Origin of the sequence: Acinetobacter sp. YH12063 (genome assembly GCF_013419715.1) — a bacterium.
GTDB classification, from domain to species: Bacteria; Pseudomonadota; Gammaproteobacteria; order Pseudomonadales; family Moraxellaceae; genus Acinetobacter; species Acinetobacter amyesii.
Genome location: NZ_VOZO01000020.1, coordinates 1 through 22,786 on the forward strand (window position 1 = coordinate 1; position 22,786 = coordinate 22,786).

General features: G+C 38.6%; 20 protein-coding genes and 4 pseudogenes. 12 read left to right on the forward strand and 12 right to left on the reverse strand.

Annotated elements, in window-relative coordinates:
• Positions 1 to 238: 238 nt before the first annotated feature.
• The gene (locus FTU12_RS15290) at positions 239 to 460 is read right to left on the reverse strand and encodes a helix-turn-helix transcriptional regulator (RefSeq protein WP_004658364.1); all 222 of its coding nucleotides are present in this window, start codon (positions 458 to 460) and stop codon (positions 239 to 241) included.
• A 194-nt stretch (positions 461 to 654) separates the two neighbouring features.
• On the opposite strand from FTU12_RS15290, the gene FTU12_RS15295 reads away from it, so the two are divergent.
• Positions 655 to 906, forward strand: a complete 252-nt coding sequence (locus FTU12_RS15295; RefSeq protein WP_004658363.1) for a hypothetical protein — start codon at positions 655 to 657, stop codon at positions 904 to 906.
• 252 nt (positions 907 to 1,158) lie between these two features.
• Here the strand turns inward: FTU12_RS15295 and FTU12_RS15300 are convergent.
• Positions 1,159 to 1,302 (reverse strand): annotated as a pseudogene (locus FTU12_RS15300) (antitoxin HicB); the annotation flags it as partial.
• Between FTU12_RS15300 and FTU12_RS15305 the strand changes: the two are divergent.
• Positions 1,302 to 1,526 (forward strand): annotated as a pseudogene (locus FTU12_RS15305) (efflux RND transporter permease subunit); the annotation flags it as partial. The pseudogenes FTU12_RS15300 and FTU12_RS15305 sit on opposite strands and share 1 nt — an antisense overlap.
• Positions 1,527 to 1,610: 84 nt before the next feature.
• Here the strand turns inward: FTU12_RS15305 and FTU12_RS15310 are convergent.
• Together FTU12_RS15310 and FTU12_RS15315 are read right to left on the reverse strand one after the other, a co-directional pair.
• Positions 1,611 to 2,498 (reverse strand): cation diffusion facilitator family transporter, encoded by an 888-nt coding sequence (locus tag FTU12_RS15310; protein WP_127800877.1) that lies wholly within the window; start codon positions 2,496 to 2,498, stop codon positions 1,611 to 1,613.
• Complete coding sequence (locus tag FTU12_RS15315) at positions 2,485 to 3,216, reverse strand: transglutaminase family protein (protein WP_005245162.1); 732 nt, start codon at positions 3,214 to 3,216, stop codon at positions 2,485 to 2,487. Before FTU12_RS15315 ends, FTU12_RS15310 begins: the two co-directional genes overlap by 14 nt.
• A gap of 79 nt (positions 3,217 to 3,295) precedes the next feature.
• Here FTU12_RS15315 and FTU12_RS15320 point away from each other — a divergent pair, with 79 nt between their 5' ends.
• Positions 3,296 to 3,709 carry a Cd(II)/Pb(II)-responsive transcriptional regulator gene (locus tag FTU12_RS15320; RefSeq protein WP_179989169.1) on the forward strand — a complete coding sequence of 138 codons (414 nt, stop codon included), beginning with the start codon at positions 3,296 to 3,298 and terminating at the stop codon, positions 3,707 to 3,709.
• Positions 3,710 to 3,750: 41 nt separating this feature from the next.
• On the opposite strand, the gene FTU12_RS15325 is transcribed toward FTU12_RS15320, so the two are convergent.
• Positions 3,751 to 4,950, reverse strand: a complete 1,200-nt coding sequence (locus FTU12_RS15325) for an integrase arm-type DNA-binding domain-containing protein (protein WP_005245164.1) — start codon at positions 4,948 to 4,950, stop codon at positions 3,751 to 3,753.
• Positions 4,951 to 5,592: 642 nt separating this feature from the next.
• Here FTU12_RS15325 and FTU12_RS15330 point away from each other — a divergent pair.
• Entirely contained in the window at positions 5,593 to 6,975 is a 1,383-nt protein-coding gene (locus tag FTU12_RS15330) for an IS200/IS605 family accessory protein TnpB-related protein (protein WP_159153749.1), read from the forward strand.
• Between the two features lie 30 nt (positions 6,976 to 7,005).
• Complete coding sequence (locus FTU12_RS15335; protein WP_000550047.1) at positions 7,006 to 7,224, forward strand: hypothetical protein; 219 nt, start codon at positions 7,006 to 7,008, stop codon at positions 7,222 to 7,224.
• A gap of 144 nt (positions 7,225 to 7,368) precedes the next feature.
• Here FTU12_RS15335 and FTU12_RS16675 read toward each other — a convergent pair whose 3' ends face one another.
• The 4 genes from FTU12_RS16675 to FTU12_RS15350 are packed head-to-tail and all read right to left on the reverse strand — an operon-like array spanning position 7,369 to position 13,517.
• Positions 7,369 to 7,476, reverse strand: coding sequence for a hypothetical protein (locus tag FTU12_RS16675; protein WP_372551473.1), 108 nt, complete (start codon positions 7,474 to 7,476; stop codon positions 7,369 to 7,371).
• A 60-nt stretch (positions 7,477 to 7,536) separates the two neighbouring features.
• Positions 7,537 to 10,737, reverse strand: a complete 3,201-nt coding sequence (locus tag FTU12_RS15340; protein WP_127800785.1) for a site-specific integrase — start codon at positions 10,735 to 10,737, stop codon at positions 7,537 to 7,539.
• A gap of 4 nt (positions 10,738 to 10,741) precedes the next feature.
• The gene (locus FTU12_RS15345) at positions 10,742 to 13,081 is read right to left on the reverse strand and encodes a hypothetical protein (protein WP_127800787.1); all 2,340 of its coding nucleotides are present in this window, start codon (positions 13,079 to 13,081) and stop codon (positions 10,742 to 10,744) included.
• Positions 13,068 to 13,517 (reverse strand): hypothetical protein, encoded by a 450-nt coding sequence (locus FTU12_RS15350; protein WP_127800793.1) that lies wholly within the window; start codon positions 13,515 to 13,517, stop codon positions 13,068 to 13,070. The genes FTU12_RS15345 and FTU12_RS15350 overlap by 14 nt, the downstream gene beginning before the upstream one ends.
• 317 nt (positions 13,518 to 13,834) lie before the next feature.
• Here FTU12_RS15350 and FTU12_RS15355 point away from each other — a divergent pair, with 317 nt between their 5' ends.
• The 3 genes from FTU12_RS15355 (at position 13,835) to FTU12_RS15365 (ending at position 15,218) form a co-directional block, all read left to right on the forward strand.
• Entirely contained in the window at positions 13,835 to 14,002 is a 168-nt protein-coding gene (locus FTU12_RS15355) for a YhfG family protein (RefSeq protein WP_000946583.1), read from the forward strand.
• A gap of 12 nt (positions 14,003 to 14,014) precedes the next feature.
• Entirely contained in the window at positions 14,015 to 14,611 is a 597-nt protein-coding gene (locus FTU12_RS15360; protein ID WP_179990952.1) for a putative adenosine monophosphate-protein transferase Fic, read from the forward strand.
• A gap of 349 nt (positions 14,612 to 14,960) precedes the next feature.
• Positions 14,961 to 15,218: a hypothetical protein gene (locus tag FTU12_RS15365; protein ID WP_004726728.1), complete on the forward strand. Its 258-nt coding sequence runs from the start codon at positions 14,961 to 14,963 to the stop codon at positions 15,216 to 15,218.
• 575 nt (positions 15,219 to 15,793) lie between these two features.
• Here FTU12_RS15365 and FTU12_RS15370 read toward each other — a convergent pair.
• A complete protein-coding gene (locus FTU12_RS15370; protein ID WP_020753573.1) occupies positions 15,794 to 16,999 on the reverse strand; it encodes an ISL3 family transposase in 1,206 nt (401 codons plus the stop codon).
• Positions 16,992 to 18,257, reverse strand: a complete 1,266-nt coding sequence (cml, locus tag FTU12_RS15375; protein WP_020753574.1) for a CmlA/FloR family chloramphenicol efflux MFS transporter — start codon at positions 18,255 to 18,257, stop codon at positions 16,992 to 16,994. Before cml ends, FTU12_RS15370 begins: the two co-directional genes overlap by 8 nt.
• Before the next feature lie 546 nt (positions 18,258 to 18,803).
• On the opposite strand from cml, the gene FTU12_RS15380 reads away from it, so the two are divergent.
• The 4 genes and pseudogenes from FTU12_RS15380 to FTU12_RS15395 form a co-directional block, all read left to right on the forward strand.
• A complete protein-coding gene (locus FTU12_RS15380; protein ID WP_000366814.1) occupies positions 18,804 to 19,109 on the forward strand; it encodes a helix-turn-helix domain-containing protein in 306 nt (101 codons plus the stop codon).
• The gene (locus tag FTU12_RS15385) at positions 19,109 to 20,374 is read left to right on the forward strand and encodes a type II toxin-antitoxin system HipA family toxin (protein ID WP_000934717.1); all 1,266 of its coding nucleotides are present in this window, start codon (positions 19,109 to 19,111) and stop codon (positions 20,372 to 20,374) included. The genes FTU12_RS15380 and FTU12_RS15385 overlap by 1 nt, the downstream gene beginning before the upstream one ends.
• A 748-nt stretch (positions 20,375 to 21,122) precedes the next feature.
• Complete coding sequence (locus FTU12_RS15390; protein ID WP_179990953.1) at positions 21,123 to 21,317, forward strand: heavy-metal-associated domain-containing protein; 195 nt, start codon at positions 21,123 to 21,125, stop codon at positions 21,315 to 21,317.
• A 176-nt stretch (positions 21,318 to 21,493) separates the two neighbouring features.
• Positions 21,494 to 21,715 (forward strand): annotated as a pseudogene (locus FTU12_RS15395) (cation transporter); the annotation flags it as partial.
• 417 nt (positions 21,716 to 22,132) lie between these two features.
• On the opposite strand, the pseudogene FTU12_RS15400 reads toward FTU12_RS15395, so the two are convergent.
• Positions 22,133 to 22,660 (reverse strand): annotated as a pseudogene (locus FTU12_RS15400) (IS66 family transposase); the annotation flags it as partial.
• Positions 22,661 to 22,786: the final 126 nt, after the last annotated feature.

Sequence of the window (22,786 nt, forward strand, 5' to 3'; positions counted from 1 at the left end):
CTAGACAAAATGACACCAAATGAGTTTTACTATGATCAGCTACCCCAACAAAACAAGGTGGCTTAACTAGAGCGGAATATCACTTATAAATACGCTTTTAGTTGTTCAAACAAGTGGAACCACCTCTGTTTGTAATGATATTTTATAAAATTCAATATTAGATCTGCAGAGAAAAACTTATCAAACTAAGTATTGGCTAGTCTTTTTCTTCGAAAAACTTATCAAACGAAGTATTAAGTTAATCTTTTTCTTCAACTTCTTCCTTAAACTCAAACAAATCATTCATCGTACAGTTAAAGTACTTACACAACTTATCGGCGACTGGTAATTCAATACGTACAGCACGGTCATAATACATACTTGTGAGCGTGTTGCGATTGATACCTGTTGCATGCACCACTTCACTTAATTTTAAAATTTTTCTATCGCCCATGAGGCTAGATAACTTACAAGTAATCATATTTAAATTAATTTACAAAAAATAACTTGCTGTGGGTTATTTGAAGTTGTTGACTGAGTAATACTTTGCTAAAATTAACCTACAGCAGGTTATTACAACTTATAGAAAGTATATTTTATCCATTTCAACTAAATTATAACTTTTTAAATATAAGGATTGAACCTGCATTAGATTATTTTGTGGAGATGACCGCCGTGTTACCAAATGAGTTATTGATCAGCCAGCAAGCTCGTGACTTAGGAAATCAATTAATTAAAGAAATGAACATCAATAGAAGTTATGGAATGGCTAATTTTCTTGGAGTAAATACTTGCTATGATAATCATCAGGCTGTACTTATTTGGACATTTCAACTGCTTGAAAGGGAACCTGCCTTAAATGAATTAGCAGAAATTAAAAAATATTTTCTTTTAATCTTTCCAGATAGTGTTTATCAATTAGCCTAAGTTGTTTTTAAAATTAATTTATTAAATAAAAAGCACTAAATCAAAGAAAGCTTTATTTAAAAATACCTATTAATTCAAAAACATACCATTTACTGAATATATGAAGCATAGGTTCCTGCTCTATCACTCACTCGTACTAAAATTACATCGCTCTTTTTACTGATACTAAACAATTTATGTCCACGCCACGTTCTGCGGCTTCGAGGGCTAGTTTTTGTTGAACCACTGAGAACAAGGACAACAAACTGCCTACTATATTTTCCCGGAGAGTGGTGTAGGAACTTTTTCATTATTGCTAATCATATCAGCGACAACATCAGCAACGAGCTCCTCTATTCCTGAGAATGCTTTAGACTGATCCGCATCAAGCCAAGACAATGATGGAAACTCAGCACATCATTCGTTTAAGACCTATTTTAATGACGGCACTGGTCGCAAGTTTAGGTTTTATTCCAATGGCGTTAAACACTGGAATTGGTGCAGAAGTACAACGACCACTAGCAACAGTTGTTATCGGCGGTATTGTATCTTCTACAATTTTAACTTTGTTTGTATTGCCTATTTTATATCAATGGGCGCATGGCTCTGAGAGTAGCAAACAGCAATCCGACGAAATTTAAAATCAAAAAAAGCAGCTTAATTACTAGGTTATGCCTAATTAAGCTGCTTTTAATATTGTATGCCCAACATTTTATTGATAAAGCTTACTGCGCTTCATCCCGACAATTTTCATTTAAAAACTCAAACTCTATCGTTGTATGCGATAAATGATAGGAAGATAATTTAGCTGCAACTTCTTGTTTAAGCCTAATTAATTCTTTAACGTCAAAGTTGTCACTCAGCTCAAGGTGCGCTGTTAAAACGTGACTTTCACCATCTAGTGACCAAAAGTGCATGTGGTGGATACCATTAACTTCAGGAAATTCCATTAGTGATAGTTTAATACGCTTTTGAGTCTCTTTATCGGGTGCAGCTTGAAGAAATAAAACGAGTGTTGATTTCAGGTTTTTGAAAACATTAAACAAGATGAACAGCGTGAACCCTATTGATAAAAGGGGATCTAATATCGGCAGTTCAGCGAACAACAGTACGATAGAGACTATAAGAACGGCAACCCATCCAAGTACATCTTCAAGAAGGTGCCATGTCAGCACTTTCTCATTTAATGTTTCACCCGCTTTTAATTTTAATACAGCATATCCGTTAACGGCAACGCCGAGTATCGCTAGCCCTAACATCCCCTCGACTACAGGCATTTCAGGATTGGACAGCTTTGGAATTGCTTCAAATAAAATCCAAATTGAGCCAATGATTAAAACAATACTGTTTATCAATGCGCCAAAGAGAGTAAGTCTACGATAACCATAACTAAACTTATCTGATGCTTCTTTATCTGAAAAACGACTTAAAATCCACGCAAAACCTATTGAAAGACTATCACCAAGATCGTGAACTGCATCTGCCATTATCGCCGTACTGTTAGTGAGCCAACCACCTATAAATTCGATAATAGTGAATGTCACATTAAGGAAAAATGCCCAACCAATACGGTCATCTTTACCATGTTGATGACTATGATTATGGTTGTGCATTTTGTACCTCTAGTACTTTTCTATTTCTTAGTTTTGATACATTCATATTAATCAAGTGACGTATCAAGCGTTGATATATCCAGCGTTTGAACCCCGACAAGTTAGTCCCTTTTTCGAGATAGAACTCATCAGGGGAATCATAAAGCCCAAAGTCATCATGAATACCTTCTTTTTGAATATAGGTATTTTCTCCACGCCAATCTGTATCTGGTGATGAAAAGCACTTTGTTGCAACACCATAACCACAAAAATCATCTTTTACTTGGTCAAATTTCTCCTGTAGAGAGCTTAAGTATTGCTCATCCAATATAAAGCCCTCTAAGTTTATCCAACGCCCTTCAAAGTAAACTTCTACCCAACTATGAATGATGTATTTAGGTGCTAACCAAAATACATAGCTTGGGATAGCACCTTTTTGTAGTTGCTGGTCTATGGTAAACCCATGAAATCGGCATTGAATGCCTAGTCCACGCAATAGTGCCATTAACAGATTACCCTTAGTATTACATTGTCCATAACCATCTGCTAGCACATCGCTTGCTGCAATATCATCGCTTTCATTATAACCAAAGAAAATCTCATCTTTTACAAACTGATAAGCGGCACCAATTTTGTTGAAGTTATCCAAGTTTTTCCACCTACGTTGATCGATCAAGGATTGGATATCTTTGTGTTCAAAATTAACGATATTCGTATTGTTTAAATATTTCTCAGTCATTTTTTATATATCCTTTTCGTTGCATACTTATACTATAGACTCTATAGTAACTATAGAGTCAAATGTCTGGGGGAAATTGATGAAAATAGGCGAATTGTCAAAAAAATCGGGCTGTTCAATACAAACGATTAGATATTATGAAAGAGAAGGATTTCTGTTAAATCCAAATCGTTCAGAAGGTAATTTCAGGCTGTATGATAGCAAAGCACTTAAACAATTGGAATTCGTAAAGCATTGTCGCAGCCTAGATATATCACTCAATGATATTAAACGTCTTATCGAATTAAAAAATAAGCCAGAAGAAAGCTGCTCTAGCGTTAATGCATTAATTGATCAGCAACTTGCACTAGTGAATAAACGCATGAAAGAATTAAGGGCGCTTAAAGCTGAATTACAACAAATGGCTAGTGCTTGTGGTTCGAACAACCCAACATACTCATTATATTCTGCTGACCATGTAACACGGCAAGTATATTGTTTACTATCCATTTGAAACCCCATAATGTTTTAAGTCTATGTATAAAAGTACGATTTTCACTTAGCAGTACTTAAATAATCACCCCACCACTGCATCATTTCAGTCCGCTGGGCTAAATAGTCAGCGTGATTATAGCTGGCACGGGTACGGTTCTTATCAATATGTGAAAGTTGTGCCTCAATCCAGTTATCCTGGAACAAACCTGAGTCATTCAAAATGGTACTAAAAGTGGAACGTAGTCCATGAGAGGATAATTGATGTTTTCCATAGCCCATCTTACGTATAGCCATATTTAATGTATTAAAATGAATCGGTTGATTATGTTTCCGTGGGCTAGCAAAAATGTACTTTTCACCGTATGACCATTGCATGACGTCTTTTAAAATATCTAAAGCCTGATCTGAAAGTGGAACTAAGAAGTCGGGAATCTCATGGCCTAATATGACTTTTCGTCGAAACTGTTTAATATGCAAGGCAGGTATTTTCCAGACTTTTTCATTTAAATCAAAATGATGAGGCTCAGCCAATAACAATTCAGCCCCTCGCACGCCAGTATGTAATTTGAACAGCAGTGCTTTTTTAATAATCGGATGGGCATCCAATTTTTGTAATTTATACTTAAAATCAGATATATCCTCCGCTTTCAAATACGGATAATTTTTCTTGATTTTACTGTTAATGGCGATTTTATTTAAACCATGCGCGATGTTGAATTCACAATAACCCATCGCTACAGCGTAGTCATAAATTTGGTTCAAATAACTACAAGCTTTCTTGACAGGTTCTTTTACTTGGCGTCCCTCTATTTTTTTGATTACTGAAACCAGGTCATAACGCTTGATGTTTTGAAAAGGTAGATCCTGAAGGTCTGGATAAATATCTTGCTGTAAGCATCTTTCTGCTAACTGTAGTACACCACAGCGGGGTAGATCGTTGAAGGCATTTTTCAGTTTGAACTGTAACCACTCCTCCCCGACCTTACCAAAGGTGATGACATTAGAGGCAGTATCTTGTTCAAAACAGAAATCATTGTCTTTAAAGTCATCTCTGACTTGTCGTGCCTTTTTCAGCGATAAATCAGGATAACGACCTAACTGAATGCGTCGACGTTTTTTAGTTTGTGGATCTGTATAGCGATAGCACCAAGATTTTCTTCCACTCGGCTCAATCTTCAGGCTAAGCCCATCTTCATCGGATAAAAAACTGGTTTTTTCCTTACAATGAGCTTGGCGAACTTTAATTTCAGTAAGACTCATGGAATTTAAATGAAACCTAACAATGGGTTGATTGGATCAATTATATCAAAATAGAACGCTTTATGTATGATGCGTACACTACGCATCATATATATTTGTAATATATTGTTTTATATATTTAATATTTTAAGTATTTGTATTTTAGTAACCATTATAAGTACCACCTCTTCTTTAAGTTCCCAACAACTCACTTTTTCTGTCATCAATGTTAAATAAGTCTTGTGCTTTAAATTCTTAGATGACCTCCTCTACCCTTTATTATCATTTTTATAAAAGTAACTATATGTACTCATTAAAATTTGTAGAGCTCAAAAACAAAAAAGACCGCTATATAGCAGTCTTTTAACTTAATTAAATAATAATTAATTCATTTTCATCATAAGTGCATAAGCATCACGTTTGTTTTGACGCAATGATTCTATCTCGGACTTCGTCAGCTGTTTTACGAGAGTAATTAACTATAACTAAAAATATAGACAAATATTTGCATAAGTTCTCATTTTGTCTATGTCGATTCAGTAGTGGCAAGGTGGGTATTTATTAGAGATTTAAATGATTATCTTTTGTATTTTAGGTGAGTGTCTTGGTATATTAGCATCCATATCTATTGATTATCCAATCCCTTAACCTAGGCATGACTTTGTGAAATTAACACGCATCCACCATTGTAAAAACTTGAATGTGCAAAAGTACAAACAGCTTGAGAAACAAGCTGTTTTACTTGGTCGTATTCGTAGCGAGGTGTGGGCTAAATATGGTGCTATTTCAGGTTTGAATATCAGTGACAGAGCTATTCGTGATGCGTGGATGAAAGAAAGTCGTGACTTTGGTGTTTCTGCAAATGCGTGGAAAGAAACGCTACGTGATTGCATAGGTGATATTAAAGCCTATCGAGAAGCATCAAAAGACAAAGTAAAGCAGGCGATCCGAAAACGCACCTCCTGTAATAATGAACAAAAAAGACTATACACCTTGCTTAAAAAAGATGAATGGATGACTGATAATTTCCTCCATCGTCAAATGCGTAATCACTTTAAGCATGGTGTTAATCACACACATAATCAAATTATTGTTCGTGCGGATATGTGTAAAACCTTTGAGTTAAATGGTCAATGTTGGCTTAAAGTACCAAGCCTAATCCCTCGACAAACCATTAAAATCCCATTAAATACGACTGTTGATTTTGCGCCACAAGGCACACTTAGAATCATTCTAAAAAACGGTAATGTTGAAGTTCACTCAACTTATGATGCAGTTGAAACACAGGATTGTGGTCAGGAAACCGTAGGTGTTGATAAAGGGTACTCAGAAGCTTTTGTGGACTCTGATGGCGATGTATATGGGAGTGGTCTAGGCAAGCTGATCTCAAGTGAATCAGATTATTTAAATCAAAAGTACAAGCACAGAAACAAGCTCAGAGCGATTGCTAAAGCTAAACCACACAAGAAACAGAAAATTGAGTTAAATAATCTAGGTCGAAAAAAACTAGATAAGCGACAAGATACTCAAAAAGCAAAGCTCAAAACATTAATATTTACAGCAACTCACAAGTTGGTTGATAAAGCCAAAGTGATTGTTGCGGAAGATTTAACATCCCCAATTCAAAGTAAACGCAACTATGGCAAAAACACCAATAGACGCTTAAATACATGGGCTAAAGGTTTGTTAGCTAATGCCCTAACTTCTATATCTCACCGTAGAGGTTCTACGGTGCATCTAGTCAATTCTGCATATACTTCGCAAAGTGATTCTTTCTTGCATGGCCTTTTAATAGGTACACGTAAGGGAGATCGTTTTCACCGTTTCAATGGGGAAGTTGTGCAAGCTGATTGGAATGCTGCGAGAAACGTGCTTGCAAGATTAAACGACAATGAGATAAGTCGTTATACGCCTTACAAAACTGTAAAGCGTATATTGCAAGAACGGACTGACCGCTACAAGTCGGAACTGACCGACTCAGGCTCTAGTTACACGCTTGGCAACAAGACATTAACAGAGTGCGAATTAGTCCTTGAGTATGTTTGAATACATTTTAAGGAACAGTAGGATAAAAACATGCACTTATTTAAATTAACTGACGAACAACTCGCACAAATTCTTATCCCGAAACGATTTGTACCACCTACTCCACCTGAACATGAAGGCAAGAATATGGTCTATGTATTTGATAGTGAGGATAAGTTTGAACTGACTTATGATGAGCTGGTGGAAATCATTAGCAAAGCTAGAATGGCTGGTCCGAAGTTGATACCTGTCTTAGGCACCGTGAATTAAATTGTGCAGTGTTCGCACGCCACTTGAAACATAACTTGATTGGAAATGAATTTGGGCTGAGAAAAATTCAGTTCAAATTTAACCTGACGGGCACACTAAAAAATGGGTAATTGTCAGATCGAGTTTGGACTACAACACTTTAGCTCATCGATTTACCATACCGCTAATCTTCACACCATTTTCGTAAATCCAGCGATCAAACTGTGATACTACATTCCGCTTATTAATCCAAGTCAGCATGGTGCTTTTCATAAAGGCAGTTTACTTATAAACAGGGAAATTTCTAAACAATTCCCCTTTAACATGCTTAGGCTATTTGATCCAGAGTTCATCTTTTTGCATCATTTTTAACATTAAATTAAATATAACCAGCGGAGTAACATTTTTTTTGTTAGAGCCGACAACTCTTTGAAAACTAAATTTAACGGTTCGCTCAGGAGCATCCAAATTAACTGGGTAGTTTTGTTTTTCTAAATACAGATGATCTCCTAACATTGGCTCTATACCAGTAATAAAATTAACAATTTGTTGCTCATCACCTTTCATTCGGCATTGAAAATGTAGAAAATTCTTACGCAGTTTTCCAAATAATAATAATATTTTAAGCGCCTTAACCATGTTCTTTTCTTTCAGTGCATCTTGCTGCCTATCATCTTTATAATGAAAATCAAGGAGAGGAATTATTTCATCTGGACGAGTCAGTTTTTTAGCCTTTTCGTAAAGTTCATCAAACCAACTCTCTTCTAAATTCTTACTATAAACATAATTCGTTTTTAAATTAAATTTTTGGCGATCCATCCATTTAGTGCTCATCCATTGACATCGTTGCATCCATTCTTGAGCTTGGGTATCTTCGCTTAATCGACCTTCTCTAAAACTTATCAAACGTTGAAAAGGTGTCAGAGTACTCTTCTCTATACTAAACTTCTTTTCTTGTCGGCCAGCCATCGTAACTGGCTGTGTTTGCTGATAAGAATTAAACCATTTCTGCTGCTGAGTATAACGATTTAGGTTTATGTAGTCTGTACTTGACTTCACTGGACTAAAACACTGTTCTAATACTTTTTTTGAAATGATACACGGCGAATTATAAATTCGATCGACTGCTAATAAATCCAAAACATGAAGGTAATTTGAAGCCGTTTGCTCAATACTGCTATGCCCCATCCAAGAGGCGAGCACCTGCCATTTATGTTGAATAATCTCTTCTTGAGCACGTGCTTTCATACCAAACAATAAATCCCTCATCTTTTTTGCTTTTACCCAAGGACAATCTGTGTAGGTCTTGATCATTTCTTTTGAACCGAGCAAAGTTATTGCTAGATAGTTAGCAGCACTGTGGCGTAATGTATGAAAACTAAAGCCATGATGCATACCTAATATTTGACTAAACAAATCTACTGTAATTTTGCTGATACATTGATCAGTTAATACACGATGATTCACACTAAAAAGTAGATCATCCTGCTGATTAACCAAATATTGCTCATAACGATGTTGTATGTAACGTTGTACTACTAAAAACTCATGTTCTGACAATGCAATTTTCAATGGTATTTGACGATTCGCACTTCGCGTTTTCAGACGGCGATATGAATTGTCTTGGATATGAAGCGTGATATTATTAAAAACTGTATTTTCTTTTTCTTTATAAAGTAGCTCTGGGCAAATAATATCTTGTATTTTAAGACAACGAACTTCATTTAATCGAAGTCCAGTTCTATAACTTAGTAAATACATCAGCTTTAAACAACTCAGATGATCGACCCACTCTGATGCCGTTGGCTCTTGACTTAAATTTTCTAGTTTTTCCAATAATTTGCCAAATAGCAAAGGACTCACTAGCCGTGCATTGCAAATTTGTAAATGCTTAAAACTTGAATTCTGTAACACCAATACCCCTGGAGCATCATAATTCTCTATACAGAATTGATGAAAATCTTTTAGGCGACCAAAACGGTATTCTGCGCTTTGGTGCATCTTACGAGAGGTTTTTCCTTTCACCGAATCTCGTTGAACTGCTTTTTCATCACGTTCACTGCTGTATTTCAATAGCTGCCGATATAAATCCTCATAGTCATCTATGGATTGTTGCTTTAAATCTAATTTATTGAGCCAAATCTCAAATATAAATTCTTTGCCAAACGATCCTAAGTAGCTTTCAATAGTTGATAATTGAAGCCCTCGTTTTTTTAAATGCATTAACCAGTGAATTAAGCGTAGTTGAGCATCAATTAAAGACTTTTCCTCCGTATTAGCATCAACTATCTTCTCCTCTAACACCCTTCTAGTTTCTTGCCAAAAACGTAGCGTGCGTTCTTCTTTATTCCTCTTTTTATCTAAACGCTCAACTTTTTGACCTTTACGTTTCTTTTGACCAAACAACATCAACTCATACGGAATCGTTTGTAATTTGCTTTGAACAGTCGGAACTTCAGGAAGTAACTGCTCTTGTTCAAAATGAATAGGGCGATTATCTGGTTCTGTGACTTGATTGTAATCATTATTCCACAGCAATCTAAATTCGGATGGCCTTAAAGCAACAGTATTAATCTCTTGCTGAAGCACATTACTCAAAAATATATCTATGCTGAGGTTTGGATTAAATTCGAGTACCATTTGCACATCATTAAATGCACGAAATCCACGGCGTTTAATTTGATATTGCAGATCCCCAAGACTTTTTTTCCTGCCTATCTTACTCAAGCTTTCTAAAATACAATCTTCAACTGAATGTTGCAGACAAAATTCTTTCTGAGCAGCTTTCAACTTTTTTAAATATTGCAAAATGAACTGCGCATATGGGTTAAAAAAAACATGTTTCCATTGGTACAACTTTCCCTGTTCTACATCGTTGCCATATTGAGAGTTTTCAACACGATAATGTAGTAACAATGGATTAGTGATTTTTTTGTAGTCCGAATGGTATAACCGAAAACAATTCAGATCTGTACCAAGCTCAATGGCCTCCTGCAATTGCTTCTGAATAGCAATCAAATGCTGTTCATCTGCACAGCCTGAAATATATATAAAACTTAAGCATAAATTTCCCCATAAGTACTTTGGTTCATTCCAATATTCAAATGAATCTTGCCAATACTGCCTTAATTCCTTAAGTACATGGATATGTAGATGCCCCTGTTCTAACCGTGACTCTGTACTCTCAATTTTTCTAGGCAGTACGATCCGTTTAGTATGTGGATTTAGCTTAATTCTGTATGATTTTTTATCTACATTCTGGTTGAATTGCTTCCTTCTTTTATTAAATTCATCTTCAGTAAATTGCATCAGTTTTGATTGTTCGTCTCGGCTCAACTTTTGACTCAAACAATCAACACTATCTTTAATGTCATGCCATTTTTCAGCGATCTGCTGATCAAGTTTTTGCTGCATTTCTTTCGTCAATACTTCAGGTGGAGAAGGCTGTCTATCTAGCGACTTTTTCACCATTTTATGAATATCAACAAATAGATCATCTAGTTGTGGTTTTATTAGTTCTTTGATTTTTTGCATACAACTATTTTCGCTCTAAGTGTTTAATCGATAAAGATTTGACATTATCTTGCAATTGCTGGCGGGCTTGCTGTACATAGACATTCGGGATAAGTGAAGAATGCGGATGAAAAGCCTCTCGGTCACGTTGGTCATGACCATACAGGGCCTGAATTAAGTGAAAAGCTAATGCTGGTTTACCCTCTTGCTGCTCATGCATCAAAAAGTTCATGTCAAAATGACGTAACCAATTCGAATACATATTCTTTGGAAAGACTCCTTGCATATATGAATTCACCCATTTTCTCGATAAAGGGATTAACTTAATTTTCCTGCTCTGCCATTCTTTGACAGTTATCGGCAAGATATCTTTACTAAAAATGACCTTACCAAAAAGATCATTTACAGTTATCTTCTTCTTTGCAAAGACTTGTCTAAAAAATGAACCGTACGCTTCAATAATTTGTTCTAAAAAGGCAGTGTAATTTTGCAGTGTTTTTATGAAAAAATCAGATAAAGGGATAAAACGACCATCTTTTCTTGCTTTACTATTTTTTTTATCATTCACATATAAAAGCTTGAGCTCAACACAATAATCATCCAAATTCCCCAACAGGTTTTTTTTAGGCCGACTTGCCAAACTCAACAAACTGATATGCCACATCCAACACGCATATGCATTAAGTTGATTAATAATGTGCTTATCTTCTTGGATGTTTTCGTGACAATGTCTATGTAAAATATGGAATTGCTCTTTCACAAAATTGGGTTCAAGTGCCAGTTGGCTCCCTATCCTTCCTATAGATAATGCAGATTGCACTTTGAATTGTTGTTGCAATATTTTTAGTTCAGCCGTGTCTTCAGTAAAATGTGTGGAATGTGGTGTAAGTGCTTTTTCTAAAAAGGCTAGATATGTGCTACTGAGTTGAGTTTTCGGTAGCCCGCCATAATAGATACCAGGCATGTGATGCTGACTATCCCGCCCAGCAATTACATGAGCAAGATATTCATTATATGTTTCATAATATATATGAAAATATAATTGAGCCTGCAGTTTTTCTACAGTGATCGAACCTACAAACCGATTATCAAGCCAATTCTTAAGTTTCGTATTAATGTGTGTTGATGAAATTAGTGGATTCGATGCTTGTTCTATATAGTCAAACCAAGCAGAAGGTAAATGTAGTTGATGTGTCATCACTTCATTCCACCGCACATGATTTAAGCTCTTAATCTTCTGCTCTGTAATTTTAAGATTTAATTTGAGTAAATATTCGCGACGTCTACTTGAACCATTCTGGATCAAAATTCCATCTTGAATAAGCTCGTTAAAATCCATCAGTGCGACGGGTGATAATCCCGTCAAAAGTGACAATAAACATGCTGCAGCGATTGCAGCATCCCTCCAGTGCCCGGATAACTCGGTTCTCAACACATAAACAATTTGCTTCAGTATATCTGGCGCCAAATAATGTGGATTTGTAACAAAAGGAGCATGACGGCGCTGGCGATGCCGCATTAGATGCGTCGCATTATCGCTGAGTATATAATTTAAATTTTTAGACTTTTCATCTTCTGAATAAAACTCCATTTCAGGATCTAATAGATCAACTTCACCCTCTTCATCTTTGTGAAGAGCGGCATCATAAATACTAATCTTTGCGTTATGTCCAATATCTACTTGCTTACCCGTTTTAATTTCACGAAATTTTTTGAGTTCATTTTTCGTCGGCCATTGCAAAACTTTGCTTTTTTTTGACTTACGCTGACGATGAACTACACGACGATCATCTAGTCTTTTAAAAATTATTAATAGAGCCGATAAATACTCTATGACTTGTACTTGTTCGAAATCTTTAATATTAAAAAGTTGATTACGATCCTCTTTTTTCAAATTACGTTCGTACGTGACATAACAATTTAGCAGCTTACTACATTCATGAAATAATTCAGCATGATTAGAATCCAGCACATATCGTGAGACATAGCGTAATAGGTCACAAACATGTTTTTGCTTATTCTCAGCTTTATCAATTTTTGCAAATTCTTGATACTGCCGATATGTTAAAAAACTCGCTTGTAGAATCAAATAACGTTGCGATGACAGCTCTTGTGTATTACTAGAATCTGGACATGCAAAAAAACTCACAGCAGCTAAAAAAGAATACTTACCGATCTGTCTGGAGCCTGATATATAGCTATAAATTTGTTGTGCTAATTTGTATAGAGCGTAGACATCTTTATACAAATCATCTGATAGATCGACAAATTGTGTATTTACAATATCATCACGTAATAGACAATAATCTTGTTGATATTTTTCTGCTAAATCTAAGAATTGCTCTTGTGTTTCAATGTTTGGCATATTCATTTTCGCTTAATATTTTTATCACGTTGCATTGTTTAAATTCATTGTGATCAGAACGATTTGGTAAAAGTTGATCCTTTATTGAATTCTTTGTTAGCTTAAAAAATCTTGCAAAAAATTTAGCATCCAGTTCTTTCTGAGCTTTTCTTTCAAAGCACAAGTGTTGTTGTGATTTTTCGATAAAATCATCAAGATTATGTATCAACTGTAAGATTGCAACATAATTAGAATGCACACGTAAGCCTGGCTCCGTTTGCATTAATAGCAATATTTTTTGCCAAATTTTCACATAGATTATTTTGAACTTTGCTTGTACTACTACTTTCTGGCTCTGTTTAATCTTTTTGATTTTCAGTAGTTCTGAGTTAATTTTTACTATCTTAAATTGAACATTTTGTCGCTCAAAGCAAAAGGGCATGATAAATTGCCCCATAAATATCTCTATATTTTTTACTAAATAGTCAAATTTTAACATTTTTATCGATATAAAAAATGAGCATATCTTTGTATATTAAAATTCATTTAATTTATCAACTAAATTTTCTCAAAATTACAATTATCAACAAATACATATGGTTTACTTATCATGGGTGGTCTAAATTTTAAGAATTCTTCCACTTTTTTTTAGTTTTCTGTTATTACATGAAACAATACCGTTGTATTACATTTTAGAAATGCTGTGTATGCAGCATTGATCAAAAAGATTCTCTGCTATACTTACTTCACGTGTAGCATCAATGGAGTTTCGAAATGCTCAGAACCACTGAACAGAAAAGAAAATATATTCAAGCGACACGTTCGCAAAACTATCAAGCCAGCCTAAAGCTTGAAGGCATTACAACGACAGCTCAAACAACTCAACAAAGTAAAGCTGAAATCTTGCAAAAATATAAGAAGTATTCGCAACCCGAATCTTAGTCAGGTGCATGTATGGATAAATATGGGGAAATGGGTGACAGCCTGTATTGTTACCCTGGCACAAATATCCTAAAGAACAAACTCAATATTCGTGATGAACAAATTTTAGAACAAGCTGAACTAGAACTGTCTGGATTGGCAAGTAACTTAATTGAATATGCTGAACCACCTTACGACTTACAATACTTAAAATCAATTCATGCGCAGCTCTTTGGCGACTTATACGACTGGGCAGGAAAGTTAAGACAAATCGATATTTCCAAAGGTGACACCCGTTTTTGTAATTTTTCCCGTATTGAAATTGAAACCAATAAACTACTCAAACCGCTTCAAGAAAAAAAATACTTTCAAGGCTTAGCACCACAACAACTGATTCCTCAACTTGCCGACTTGTATTGTGAGCTTAATGTCATACACCCATTCCGTGAAGGTAATGGACGTACACAACGGATTTTCTTTGAGCATCTGATTGCTCATTGTGGTTATGGTATTGATTGGTCTCGCATTGACTCTCAACAACAATGGATTCAAGCCAATATTGAAGGTTTTTATGGTAATTTAAATCCATTAATTAAGATTTTTGAAATATGCTTTATTCAAAATACCTAAAATTTAAGTAGTCGAAGCCCACAATCCTTAATGAGCCATCATCTTTGCTTCAATCCACTGATTAATTTCCCAAATAAACCAACAATCACGATTCTTAGAAATCTTAATACTCTTCGGGTAATTTAGGATCGTAATATTCAGATTACTTATCCAGAATTGAATAGATCGTTAACTTAGATAGACTTTTAAGCAATGTAACTTGCCGCATGTTTATCAACATATGTCTCAAAAAAGTCTGCCCATACATAGATTTATGGTGTTTAGTGCTTAAATTTCAGATTAATCTTCGTCTGATGACCTGAATGGATGTTACAGATTACATGCAGGTGAATTACTCTGTGGCTGTATCATGGCTTTTGTGCAATCCAATCCATTTGATCCGAATGTTCTCTTTTGCAATAAAGCAGCCTCTTCTGCTTTTCCTGAACCAACGAACTATGTCATTGATTTGATTCAACCGACAACAGTGATGCTGAATCAAATCTCCAAAGAAGGGATTAAATGCAAGAAATGTGGTAAGAAAAAGATAGGGGATGGAAGTTATTATCCGTCTAATTGGAACCAGCCCATGAGTCGAGATCAGTTGAGTAAGAATCATTTTAAATGAATAAGAGAAGGATGGCTTACCTCACTTCTCCGAATAACAATGCTATGCTTTTCAACCAAGGTTATAAATTGGCAACTACATTTCATTCTTCTTCATGCTGGTCCTATAGCCTGTAGACAATTACTACATCATTTGCATTCAATGCTCAATACAGCCTGTCAGCAGAACCGCAGCGATACTTTTTTTCGTGCATACATGTAGTGTTTAAATCCATTCATTTTTCAATGATCCTCTGCCGTTTATCACATTTATGGTCGATCTTTAACCTTGTGAAAAATGCACATACCGATCCCTTCAAACTGTCAAATTTATGTATGCATGACATTTAAAGAAAATTATCTGATCAATTTTTTTAGGTAAAATTCATCAAGAAAAAAGTTATTATTATTCATAACATCACCAATAACCACATAAAAACAATAATTTAATAAATTATTCTTCCAATTTTTTTATATTTAGTGTTATTACCTCTAAATCCATGTTTACCACCTTCTATTACATAAGTAATTTAGAAGTATCCACGATATAAATTGCTTGCCCTCACACCTCTCCCCTCTCACGCCCAAAAAATTAGTTCATCGCACTTTGCCGGGAAATGCAGCACGGATCTTGAGGAAGAAGTAGTCCGTGTCGCGGTATCCATAGGCCATCCGCTTAATGACTTTGATCCGGTTGTTCATGCCCTCCAGCACGCTGGTGTTCAGCCGGTGGAGGGCACTGGAAACGATACCCTCCATATATGGCTCCAGCTTCTTGGCAAATCGTACCAAAGCATCAATTCCGCTACCGAGGGCCATGCCGGCCCATTCCCGCCAGGCGCTTCTGGCCGTCGTCTCGCTTTCCGCAAACCATAGCGTCTTAAGTTGGTCCTTGAGCACGTACACCGTAGTCAAGAACGCATTGGCGGCCAGGAGTTCGTCCAGCTTGACCGCCTGCTCGGGCTCAAGGTTGTCAGCATTGCGTAACAGTATCCAACGGCTGCTTTTGATCACCTTGCGGGCGACCTTGTCATCTCGCAGTTGATTGGCCTGATCAACTCGCACTCTATCCATCACTTCGCGGCCATACTTAGCCACCACATGGAACAGGTCGTAGACCACCACCGCGTTGGGGCACTGGGCCTTCACTTCAAGATCGAAGGCTGAGTTCATGTCCATGGCCACTGCCTCGATCTGGTTCCGGGCATCGCCTAACCACTCGAAGAACGGCCGGATCGCCTCACGCGAGCGGCCCTCGCCAATCCACACCACTTGCTGGGTGTCGGCACAGGCGACCACCGTGGCGTAGCGATGACCCTTGTGCAAGGCGAATTCGTCCATCATCAGGCGGCGCAATCGACTTCGATCTGGCTCGTGCAAATCACGTTTGAGCCGCTCCATGTCAATAGTCTTGACTGTATGCCAATGCAAGCCCAAAAGATTGGCAACATGACTGACGGGCAGCATCTGTACTAATTTCTCAATCCAGTTGCGCAATGATTGCGTAATACGGGAGCGCGGTGGTAGCCAATCGATCCGCTCTCTGGTTGGACCGCATTGTGGACAACGCAGCCGCCGCACAGGTACATCCAACTCGACGCGATACTGCATAATTGGTGACTCGCGAACTCGGCGCCAATTGATGTCATGTACCAGGAAACAAGGGCAATCGCATCGGCTACAAATTGGCGTATGCTCCTCGTCGTGTGTAAGACGGATCAGCAAAGTCTGTTCATCTAGAAGCCCATGAGACGCTGGCGAAAAGCCCTTCCAGAACAGGCTCCAAACATCAGCGCTAGTCATGATCATGGACCGATTGCGCGCTATCGGTGCCTTGTAGCGCCAAGGCATCATGTTCTTCTTGGCTGAGATGGCGTCTGTTGGGATTGATGCAGGACAGACAAAGCACTGCTGTTGCGAGGATGAGGCAATAAGCGATGATCGGCCAGGTGGTACCAGTCGATAAAAGCGTAATAATGAGTGTCCCGATAATCCCTAACAGTAGTCCACCCAAACAGAAGTAGACTGCTGTAGCGGTCCCAGCGATATGATCGAAACCTCGAAGAGCGGCATTGGGTGCCACCGATACCGCAGTGGCGATACCAACACCCACGAGCCACATCGGGGCGATGAAGCCAAGCACCGAGACCGGTGCCAATGTCTCGCCAACAGCGAGCAACAGCGCTCCCGCCATCAGACACCCCATTCCCACTCGTAAGGTCTTCAGGCTTCCCCACCGGGGAATCAGTCGTCCCATGATTCGCGCTGTAGCCATCATAGCGATGGCCACTGTAGCAAATAGCAAGCTGAAGCTAAGTTGCGATAACCCTTGCCTCCCCATCATTAGCCAGGGGGCGGTCGAGAAAAAGACGAAAAAGCTGCCCATCCCCGCGCTGTAACAGAGCGTGTACAGCCAGAAGTTCAGGTGTTTCACAGGAGTCAATAGCTGCGACCACTGTAGGTCTGCCGTCCGGTGCCGCCGAGTCTCTGGCCAGAGTCGCCAGGCTGCGATAACAGCGCCTATCATTGCCATCCCTAGCAAGCCGAAGATTGCGCGCCATCCGAGCCACGCGTCGACCAGCGCTCCTAGCAGTGGGCCTATCGCAGGAACCATCGCAAGCATAGAGCCGAGCAAGCCATAGATGACGTTGCTTTCCTCACGGCCCGAATAGATGTCGCGTACCGTCGCGAAAGTGGAAACGAGACATGCCGAAGCGCCGCAGGCCTGAAGAACGCGGAAGCTCAGAAAAAGTTCTGGCGATGAAACTACGGTGAGGCCGAATGAAGCCGCAATATAGGCAATCCCGCCACCAAGTAAAACGGGGCGGCGACCCAGCCGATCCGACAGTGGGCCGAAGAGAAGCTGTCCGGCTCCAAGCAAAACCAGGTATGCCGTCAACGTCAGCTGGATCGTCCCTGCACCGGACCCAAGTGCATCCGCCATGAAAGGCACCACGGGCAGGTACATATCCATGCCCAGTGACGCCAGCAAATCGAATGGTGATAACAGCAATAGCGTGGCGGGAAGAGAATACCGCCAAGAAAAATCTTTTGAGCGCACGAAGCCATCTCCTTAAGTTAAGAATTTGGCGGCGCTCTTGCAGAGCAACTAGGTTCTTGAGAACGCCGCAACAACCGAAAACGAAGGTTGCTGCGGCTTACTTGTCTGCTTTCTTGGTAGCGCTCATGTGCGGGTTATCTCATGGATGAGTCCATATCGTAACAATCTTCACGCTAAAGTGCAAAGAACCAAAAAATTTATACTGAAAGGCAGATTAAGCCCGTTCGAGTTACATATAGCCGCATGCTATATTGAAAGCATTAAGAAAATATCCTCAATATTTATAGGATTTTTAAAGTATGAACTAATTTTCGAAGAACCCTTTCTAAGTAATGTGACCTATTAGGAAAAATGAAAATACTGAAATCTCCGTATCAACAATCAGTCAAAGTACATCCTGATGATTTTCTGTAACCGATACCCAAGGACTATACCTACCCTTCTGATGTGCTGTGCAACAAAGCCCTCCTTAGCCACACTATAGCTATAGATTAATTCCATTATTTTGTGATTTAATTAAATTATTCATTCTTAAGACCCAATTTAATGGATTTATATTTCACTAAACCAGAAGAAGTTGTGACTCTTTTAGGTGAGCGTTTACGTAAGCAACGACTCTTTCTGGAGATGTCTCAAGCTGAGGTAGCAGCACGCGCTGGTGTCGGCGTGAATACAGTTTCGAATCTTGAAGCGGGACGAAATGTATCTGTTGAAAATTTAGTCCGTATTGCAATGGTCTTGGGTCGATTAAACGAACTTCAGGAACTATTTAAACCTCAGCTTAACAGTGTGAATGACATTCTTCGCTATGAGAGTCAAAGTAAGCGCCACCGTATTAAGAGGAAGGGATAATGCTCAATAGACTTAATGTTTATTACAACGGTTGGGGCGAATCATGGTTATGGGGAACGCTGATTAGTTCAACAGCCACGACAGGTAGACCCACCATTGCTTTTGAATATAGTCCAGAAGCAATACAGCAAGGTGTTGAGCTCTCTTCTTACTTGCTGCCTTTAAAAGGTCTACCATTCAGACAAGGTTTTCCTACTCATCAAATGGGACTCCCAGGTCCAGTCTATGACGCTTTACCAGATGGTTGGGGCATGATGTTGATGGATCGATATTTCAAAAAAATTGGCTTAAATTCAGCACGAATTGGACCTTTGGAGCGTCTGACCTATATTAGTAGTCACGCAATGGGTGCCCTCTCCTTTGAACCTTGTGTTGCTGACATGCAAACCTCAGAAAATATCCCTTTACAACAACTGGCCCAGGAAGTTCAAGAAGTACTCAAAGGTGAAGGTGGTGAATTTCTACAGCATTTATTGGTCATGGGTGGCTCCCCTCAAGGTGCCAGACCAAAAGCGTTGGTTTACCGAGATCCTGTCAATTTAGAGTTTTCGACTCAAGATTCTGATCAACATGAAGCCTGGCTGATTAAGTTTCCTGCTCAGCAAGAGCATCCTGAAGTCTGCGCCATTGAAGCCGTCTATGCAGAATGTTTGCGACTTTGTGCAATTGAGACTCCAGATACCCATTTCTTTAATTTGCCCAATGGTTTAACGGCTTTTGCTTCTAAACGATTCGATCGTCAAAATGGTATGCGGATTCCAATGCAGAGTTTGGCTGCATATACAGGAGCAGACTATAAAGTTCCAGGTAGCCTAGACTATCGCAATTTTCTCCGGGCAACCTTGATGTGTACGCAAGATGTACGAGAAAGATTGCATGCTTTTAAACGTGCTGTGTTTAATGTGCTTTTCAATAATCGGGATGACCATACTAAGAACTTTTCATTTCTCATGGAGAAAAATGGTCAATGGAAATTGGCTCCAGCCTATGATGTGACCTTCTGCGAGGGTCCAGGTGGTTATCATCAAATGGACATTATGGGAGAAGCGCTCAATATTTCCCGAAATGACATACATAAACTCGGTACTTCAGAAGCTAATCTGACTACTCTAGAAGTCGATGAGATCATCTTGACCATGCGTGAAATTGCACTTCAATTTAGTCAAATTGCGCAGCGCCTGTATCCCCATCAAATTCGAGAATCTACCCTACAGATGATTCAATCACGGATTCAACAGAATATTGATTTTTTAACTGAAACCTAAGCGTAAATATAAACTAAGCGCCAACCATCAACTGCAAATAGACTTTGATATAGTTAGTCGCTACATAATCTGTAGAACCTGTGAATTAGCTCTCTTTATAATCACGAATATTAGATGGATCACCGCCAAGATATATTCTGCAAACGTGAAATCACTACATCCAGATCGAAAATCACTAAGAAAAAACTGTCACCAAAAAAAGGTCTGCACTATGGATAGATGCAGACCAAACTCTGGATAACTACCAGCACGAGAAATATGTCGCAATTTTGCATAGACATGAATTTGATAAAATCAGCCCAGAAAGCCAGAAATTCATAAAAACTATTTCATCAATCCCCTATAACTTAATCACGTTCATGGTCGATCTTAAATCTTGTGAAAAGTACTCATGCTGACCTAGCCAAACTGTAAAACTCATGTATTCATAGCCTTTAAATGAATCTTTCAATCGGTATATTTAAGGTAAAAACTAGTAATCAGAAGTTATTATCACCCCCATATAAAACAAGGATCAACTTAAAAACAATAACTTAGTAAATTATTCTTCCATTTTTTTTATATTTAGTGTTATTTACTGTAGTCATTAGAACACTCTTCTTTGGAATACTCTGAAGAAAACTGTAAGGTTGTAAACAGACCAAGTTACAGCGAGTAACTGATTCAGAAAAAGGCTGGTTGTATGGTGAAAGTTTAGAGTTACTGTTCTAATGTTTTAAACAAATGTTTTGTTAAAAAGGAGCAACATATGAAATTTCACATCGCTAATATGACTTGTGGTGGTTGTGCACGCGGCATTACTACCGCAATTAAAGAGCTCGACTCGAATGCCTCACTCGATATTGATTTACAAAACCGTATTATTGAAATCAACACAACGGTGAGTCAGGATCAAGTCATTGCCACTCTCAGTGAGCGTGGATTTACAGCTGATCCTGCTTAATCTCTGTTAGAGTAACAGTGGGAATTCCTTACCACTTTTACTCTCTTATTTTCCTCATCGTACAGATAAAACCTGTACTTGCTTGAAATAAAAGTAATCCCTGAATTCCACCTAATCTTGGTTCGAGCTGATCTTCGCATATAGAACTCAGCATATCTAAATGATAGAGATCGTATATGAGTACCGAAATGACTGATACGCCACACTACAGTGAAACATTAGAGATTGAGGGGATGACATGTGCTTCTTGTGTAGGCCGTGTGGAAAAAGCTTTAAAATCTGTTGAGGGTGTTGAATCGGCTCATGTAAATCTGGCTACCGAAAAAGCAGTCATTTATGCGCATCAACCACTTGATCGCGCTACTTTAATTAAAGCCGTAGAAAAAGCAGGCTACGAAGGGCTTTGTTGCATAAATATGTAAGCATCTGATTTAAATAAATTTAATTTTGGATCAAAAAACAATCAAAACTTTTAAAATCATATAGTTATGAAATCTTTGTGCAACAAAGCCAATGCGTAGTAGAAAGACGCGATTCCCACCTCCATTACCGTTTTGGTTCGAGCGTATTAGCCATTTCCGCTCGTTCAATTTAACGATCGTTGCGCAGATTCACATGTGTTCACCATACCGATTATCTAGCCCTTGTCCGGCTATGGCTGCCAGAAGAGTACGCCTCTCACGATTGATACCCCGCACCTTGCGGTGCCTCGTTACATTGTCGAAGGCGCTCTTTATTCAGCCTTCTAGATTCACCCGGTGACACGGGTGGTTCCCGCAGGGGGAACAACTTCATTAAGCGACTTCGTGTCGCACCTCTACCCAATTATTGCAAATCGGTAGATTGCCATCATCCAAATAGCGGCTTAAAGCTGGCCAACGCTTCAGAGTGTAATTGATGGCCTTGGCGGTGGGAGAACTCGATGGCACCGTCAGATGATGTTGGTTGAGCCATTCATATAGTTGTTGCATCACTGGTTGACTATGCTGTTGTCGGTATTCGCGGCGGTCTTCCGCTGTACCATCGGTCTTTTTCCTGAGCTCTGCTTCTATCGCATACAGTTTCTGAATCAGCACTAATGCCTGTTCAGCGACCTGACTTTTCCCAGTTACATGCAGTTCATGGAATTTACGACGTGCATGGGCCATGCAGCCCACCTCAATGACCTGGCCTGATTTAAAGCGTGCTTTATAACCACTGTAATCATCACAGACTAGATAACCCTGCCAGCCTTTCAAGAACTCTGCAGCATGCTGGCCTGAACGACTATCCTGAAAGTCATAGATCACCGCCTGAACTGGATTGTACTGTGTAGTGGCATAGGCCCAGACATAACCTTTCTGGCACTGTTGCAAATAGTCGGTGGTGATAAACTTATCATCCCCTTTTGCTGATGGAGCTGCACATGAACCCATTCAAAGGCCGGCATTTTCAGCGTGACATCATTCTGTGGGCCGTACGCTGGTACT

Excerpts from the sequence above, each read along its gene's own strand:
- FTU12_RS15290 (WP_004658364.1), bottom strand. The coding sequence starts at position 460 with ATGATTACTTGTAAGTTATCTAGCCTCATGGGCGATAGAAAAATTTTA.
- FTU12_RS15310 (WP_127800877.1), bottom strand. The coding sequence starts at position 2,498 with ATGCACAACCATAATCATAGTCATCAACATGGTAAAGATGACCGTATT.
- FTU12_RS15315 (WP_005245162.1), bottom strand. The coding sequence starts at position 3,216 with ATGACTGAGAAATATTTAAACAATACGAATATCGTTAATTTTGAACAC.
- FTU12_RS15320 (WP_179989169.1), top strand. The coding sequence starts at position 3,296 with ATGAAAATAGGCGAATTGTCAAAAAAATCGGGCTGTTCAATACAAACG.
- FTU12_RS15325 (WP_005245164.1), bottom strand. The coding sequence starts at position 4,950 with ATGAGTCTTACTGAAATTAAAGTTCGCCAAGCTCATTGTAAGGAAAAA.
- FTU12_RS15335 (WP_000550047.1), top strand. The coding sequence starts at position 7,006 with ATGCACTTATTTAAATTAACTGACGAACAACTCGCACAAATTCTTATC.
- FTU12_RS16675 (WP_372551473.1), bottom strand. The coding sequence starts at position 7,476 with ATGAAAAGCACCATGCTGACTTGGATTAATAAGCGGAATGTAGTATCA.
- FTU12_RS15340 (WP_127800785.1), bottom strand. The coding sequence starts at position 10,737 with ATGCAAAAAATCAAAGAACTAATAAAACCACAACTAGATGATCTATTT.
- FTU12_RS15345 (WP_127800787.1), bottom strand. The coding sequence starts at position 13,081 with ATGCCAAACATTGAAACACAAGAGCAATTCTTAGATTTAGCAGAAAAA.
- FTU12_RS15350 (WP_127800793.1), bottom strand. The coding sequence starts at position 13,517 with ATGGGGCAATTTATCATGCCCTTTTGCTTTGAGCGACAAAATGTTCAA.
- FTU12_RS15355 (WP_000946583.1), top strand. The coding sequence starts at position 13,835 with ATGCTCAGAACCACTGAACAGAAAAGAAAATATATTCAAGCGACACGT.
- FTU12_RS15360 (WP_179990952.1), top strand. The coding sequence starts at position 14,015 with ATGGATAAATATGGGGAAATGGGTGACAGCCTGTATTGTTACCCTGGC.
- FTU12_RS15365 (WP_004726728.1), top strand. The coding sequence starts at position 14,961 with ATGGCTTTTGTGCAATCCAATCCATTTGATCCGAATGTTCTCTTTTGC.
- FTU12_RS15370 (WP_020753573.1), bottom strand. The coding sequence starts at position 16,999 with ATGACTAGCGCTGATGTTTGGAGCCTGTTCTGGAAGGGCTTTTCGCCA.
- FTU12_RS15380 (WP_000366814.1), top strand. The coding sequence starts at position 18,804 with ATGGATTTATATTTCACTAAACCAGAAGAAGTTGTGACTCTTTTAGGT.
- FTU12_RS15385 (WP_000934717.1), top strand. The coding sequence starts at position 19,109 with ATGCTCAATAGACTTAATGTTTATTACAACGGTTGGGGCGAATCATGG.
- FTU12_RS15390 (WP_179990953.1), top strand. The coding sequence starts at position 21,123 with ATGAAATTTCACATCGCTAATATGACTTGTGGTGGTTGTGCACGCGGC.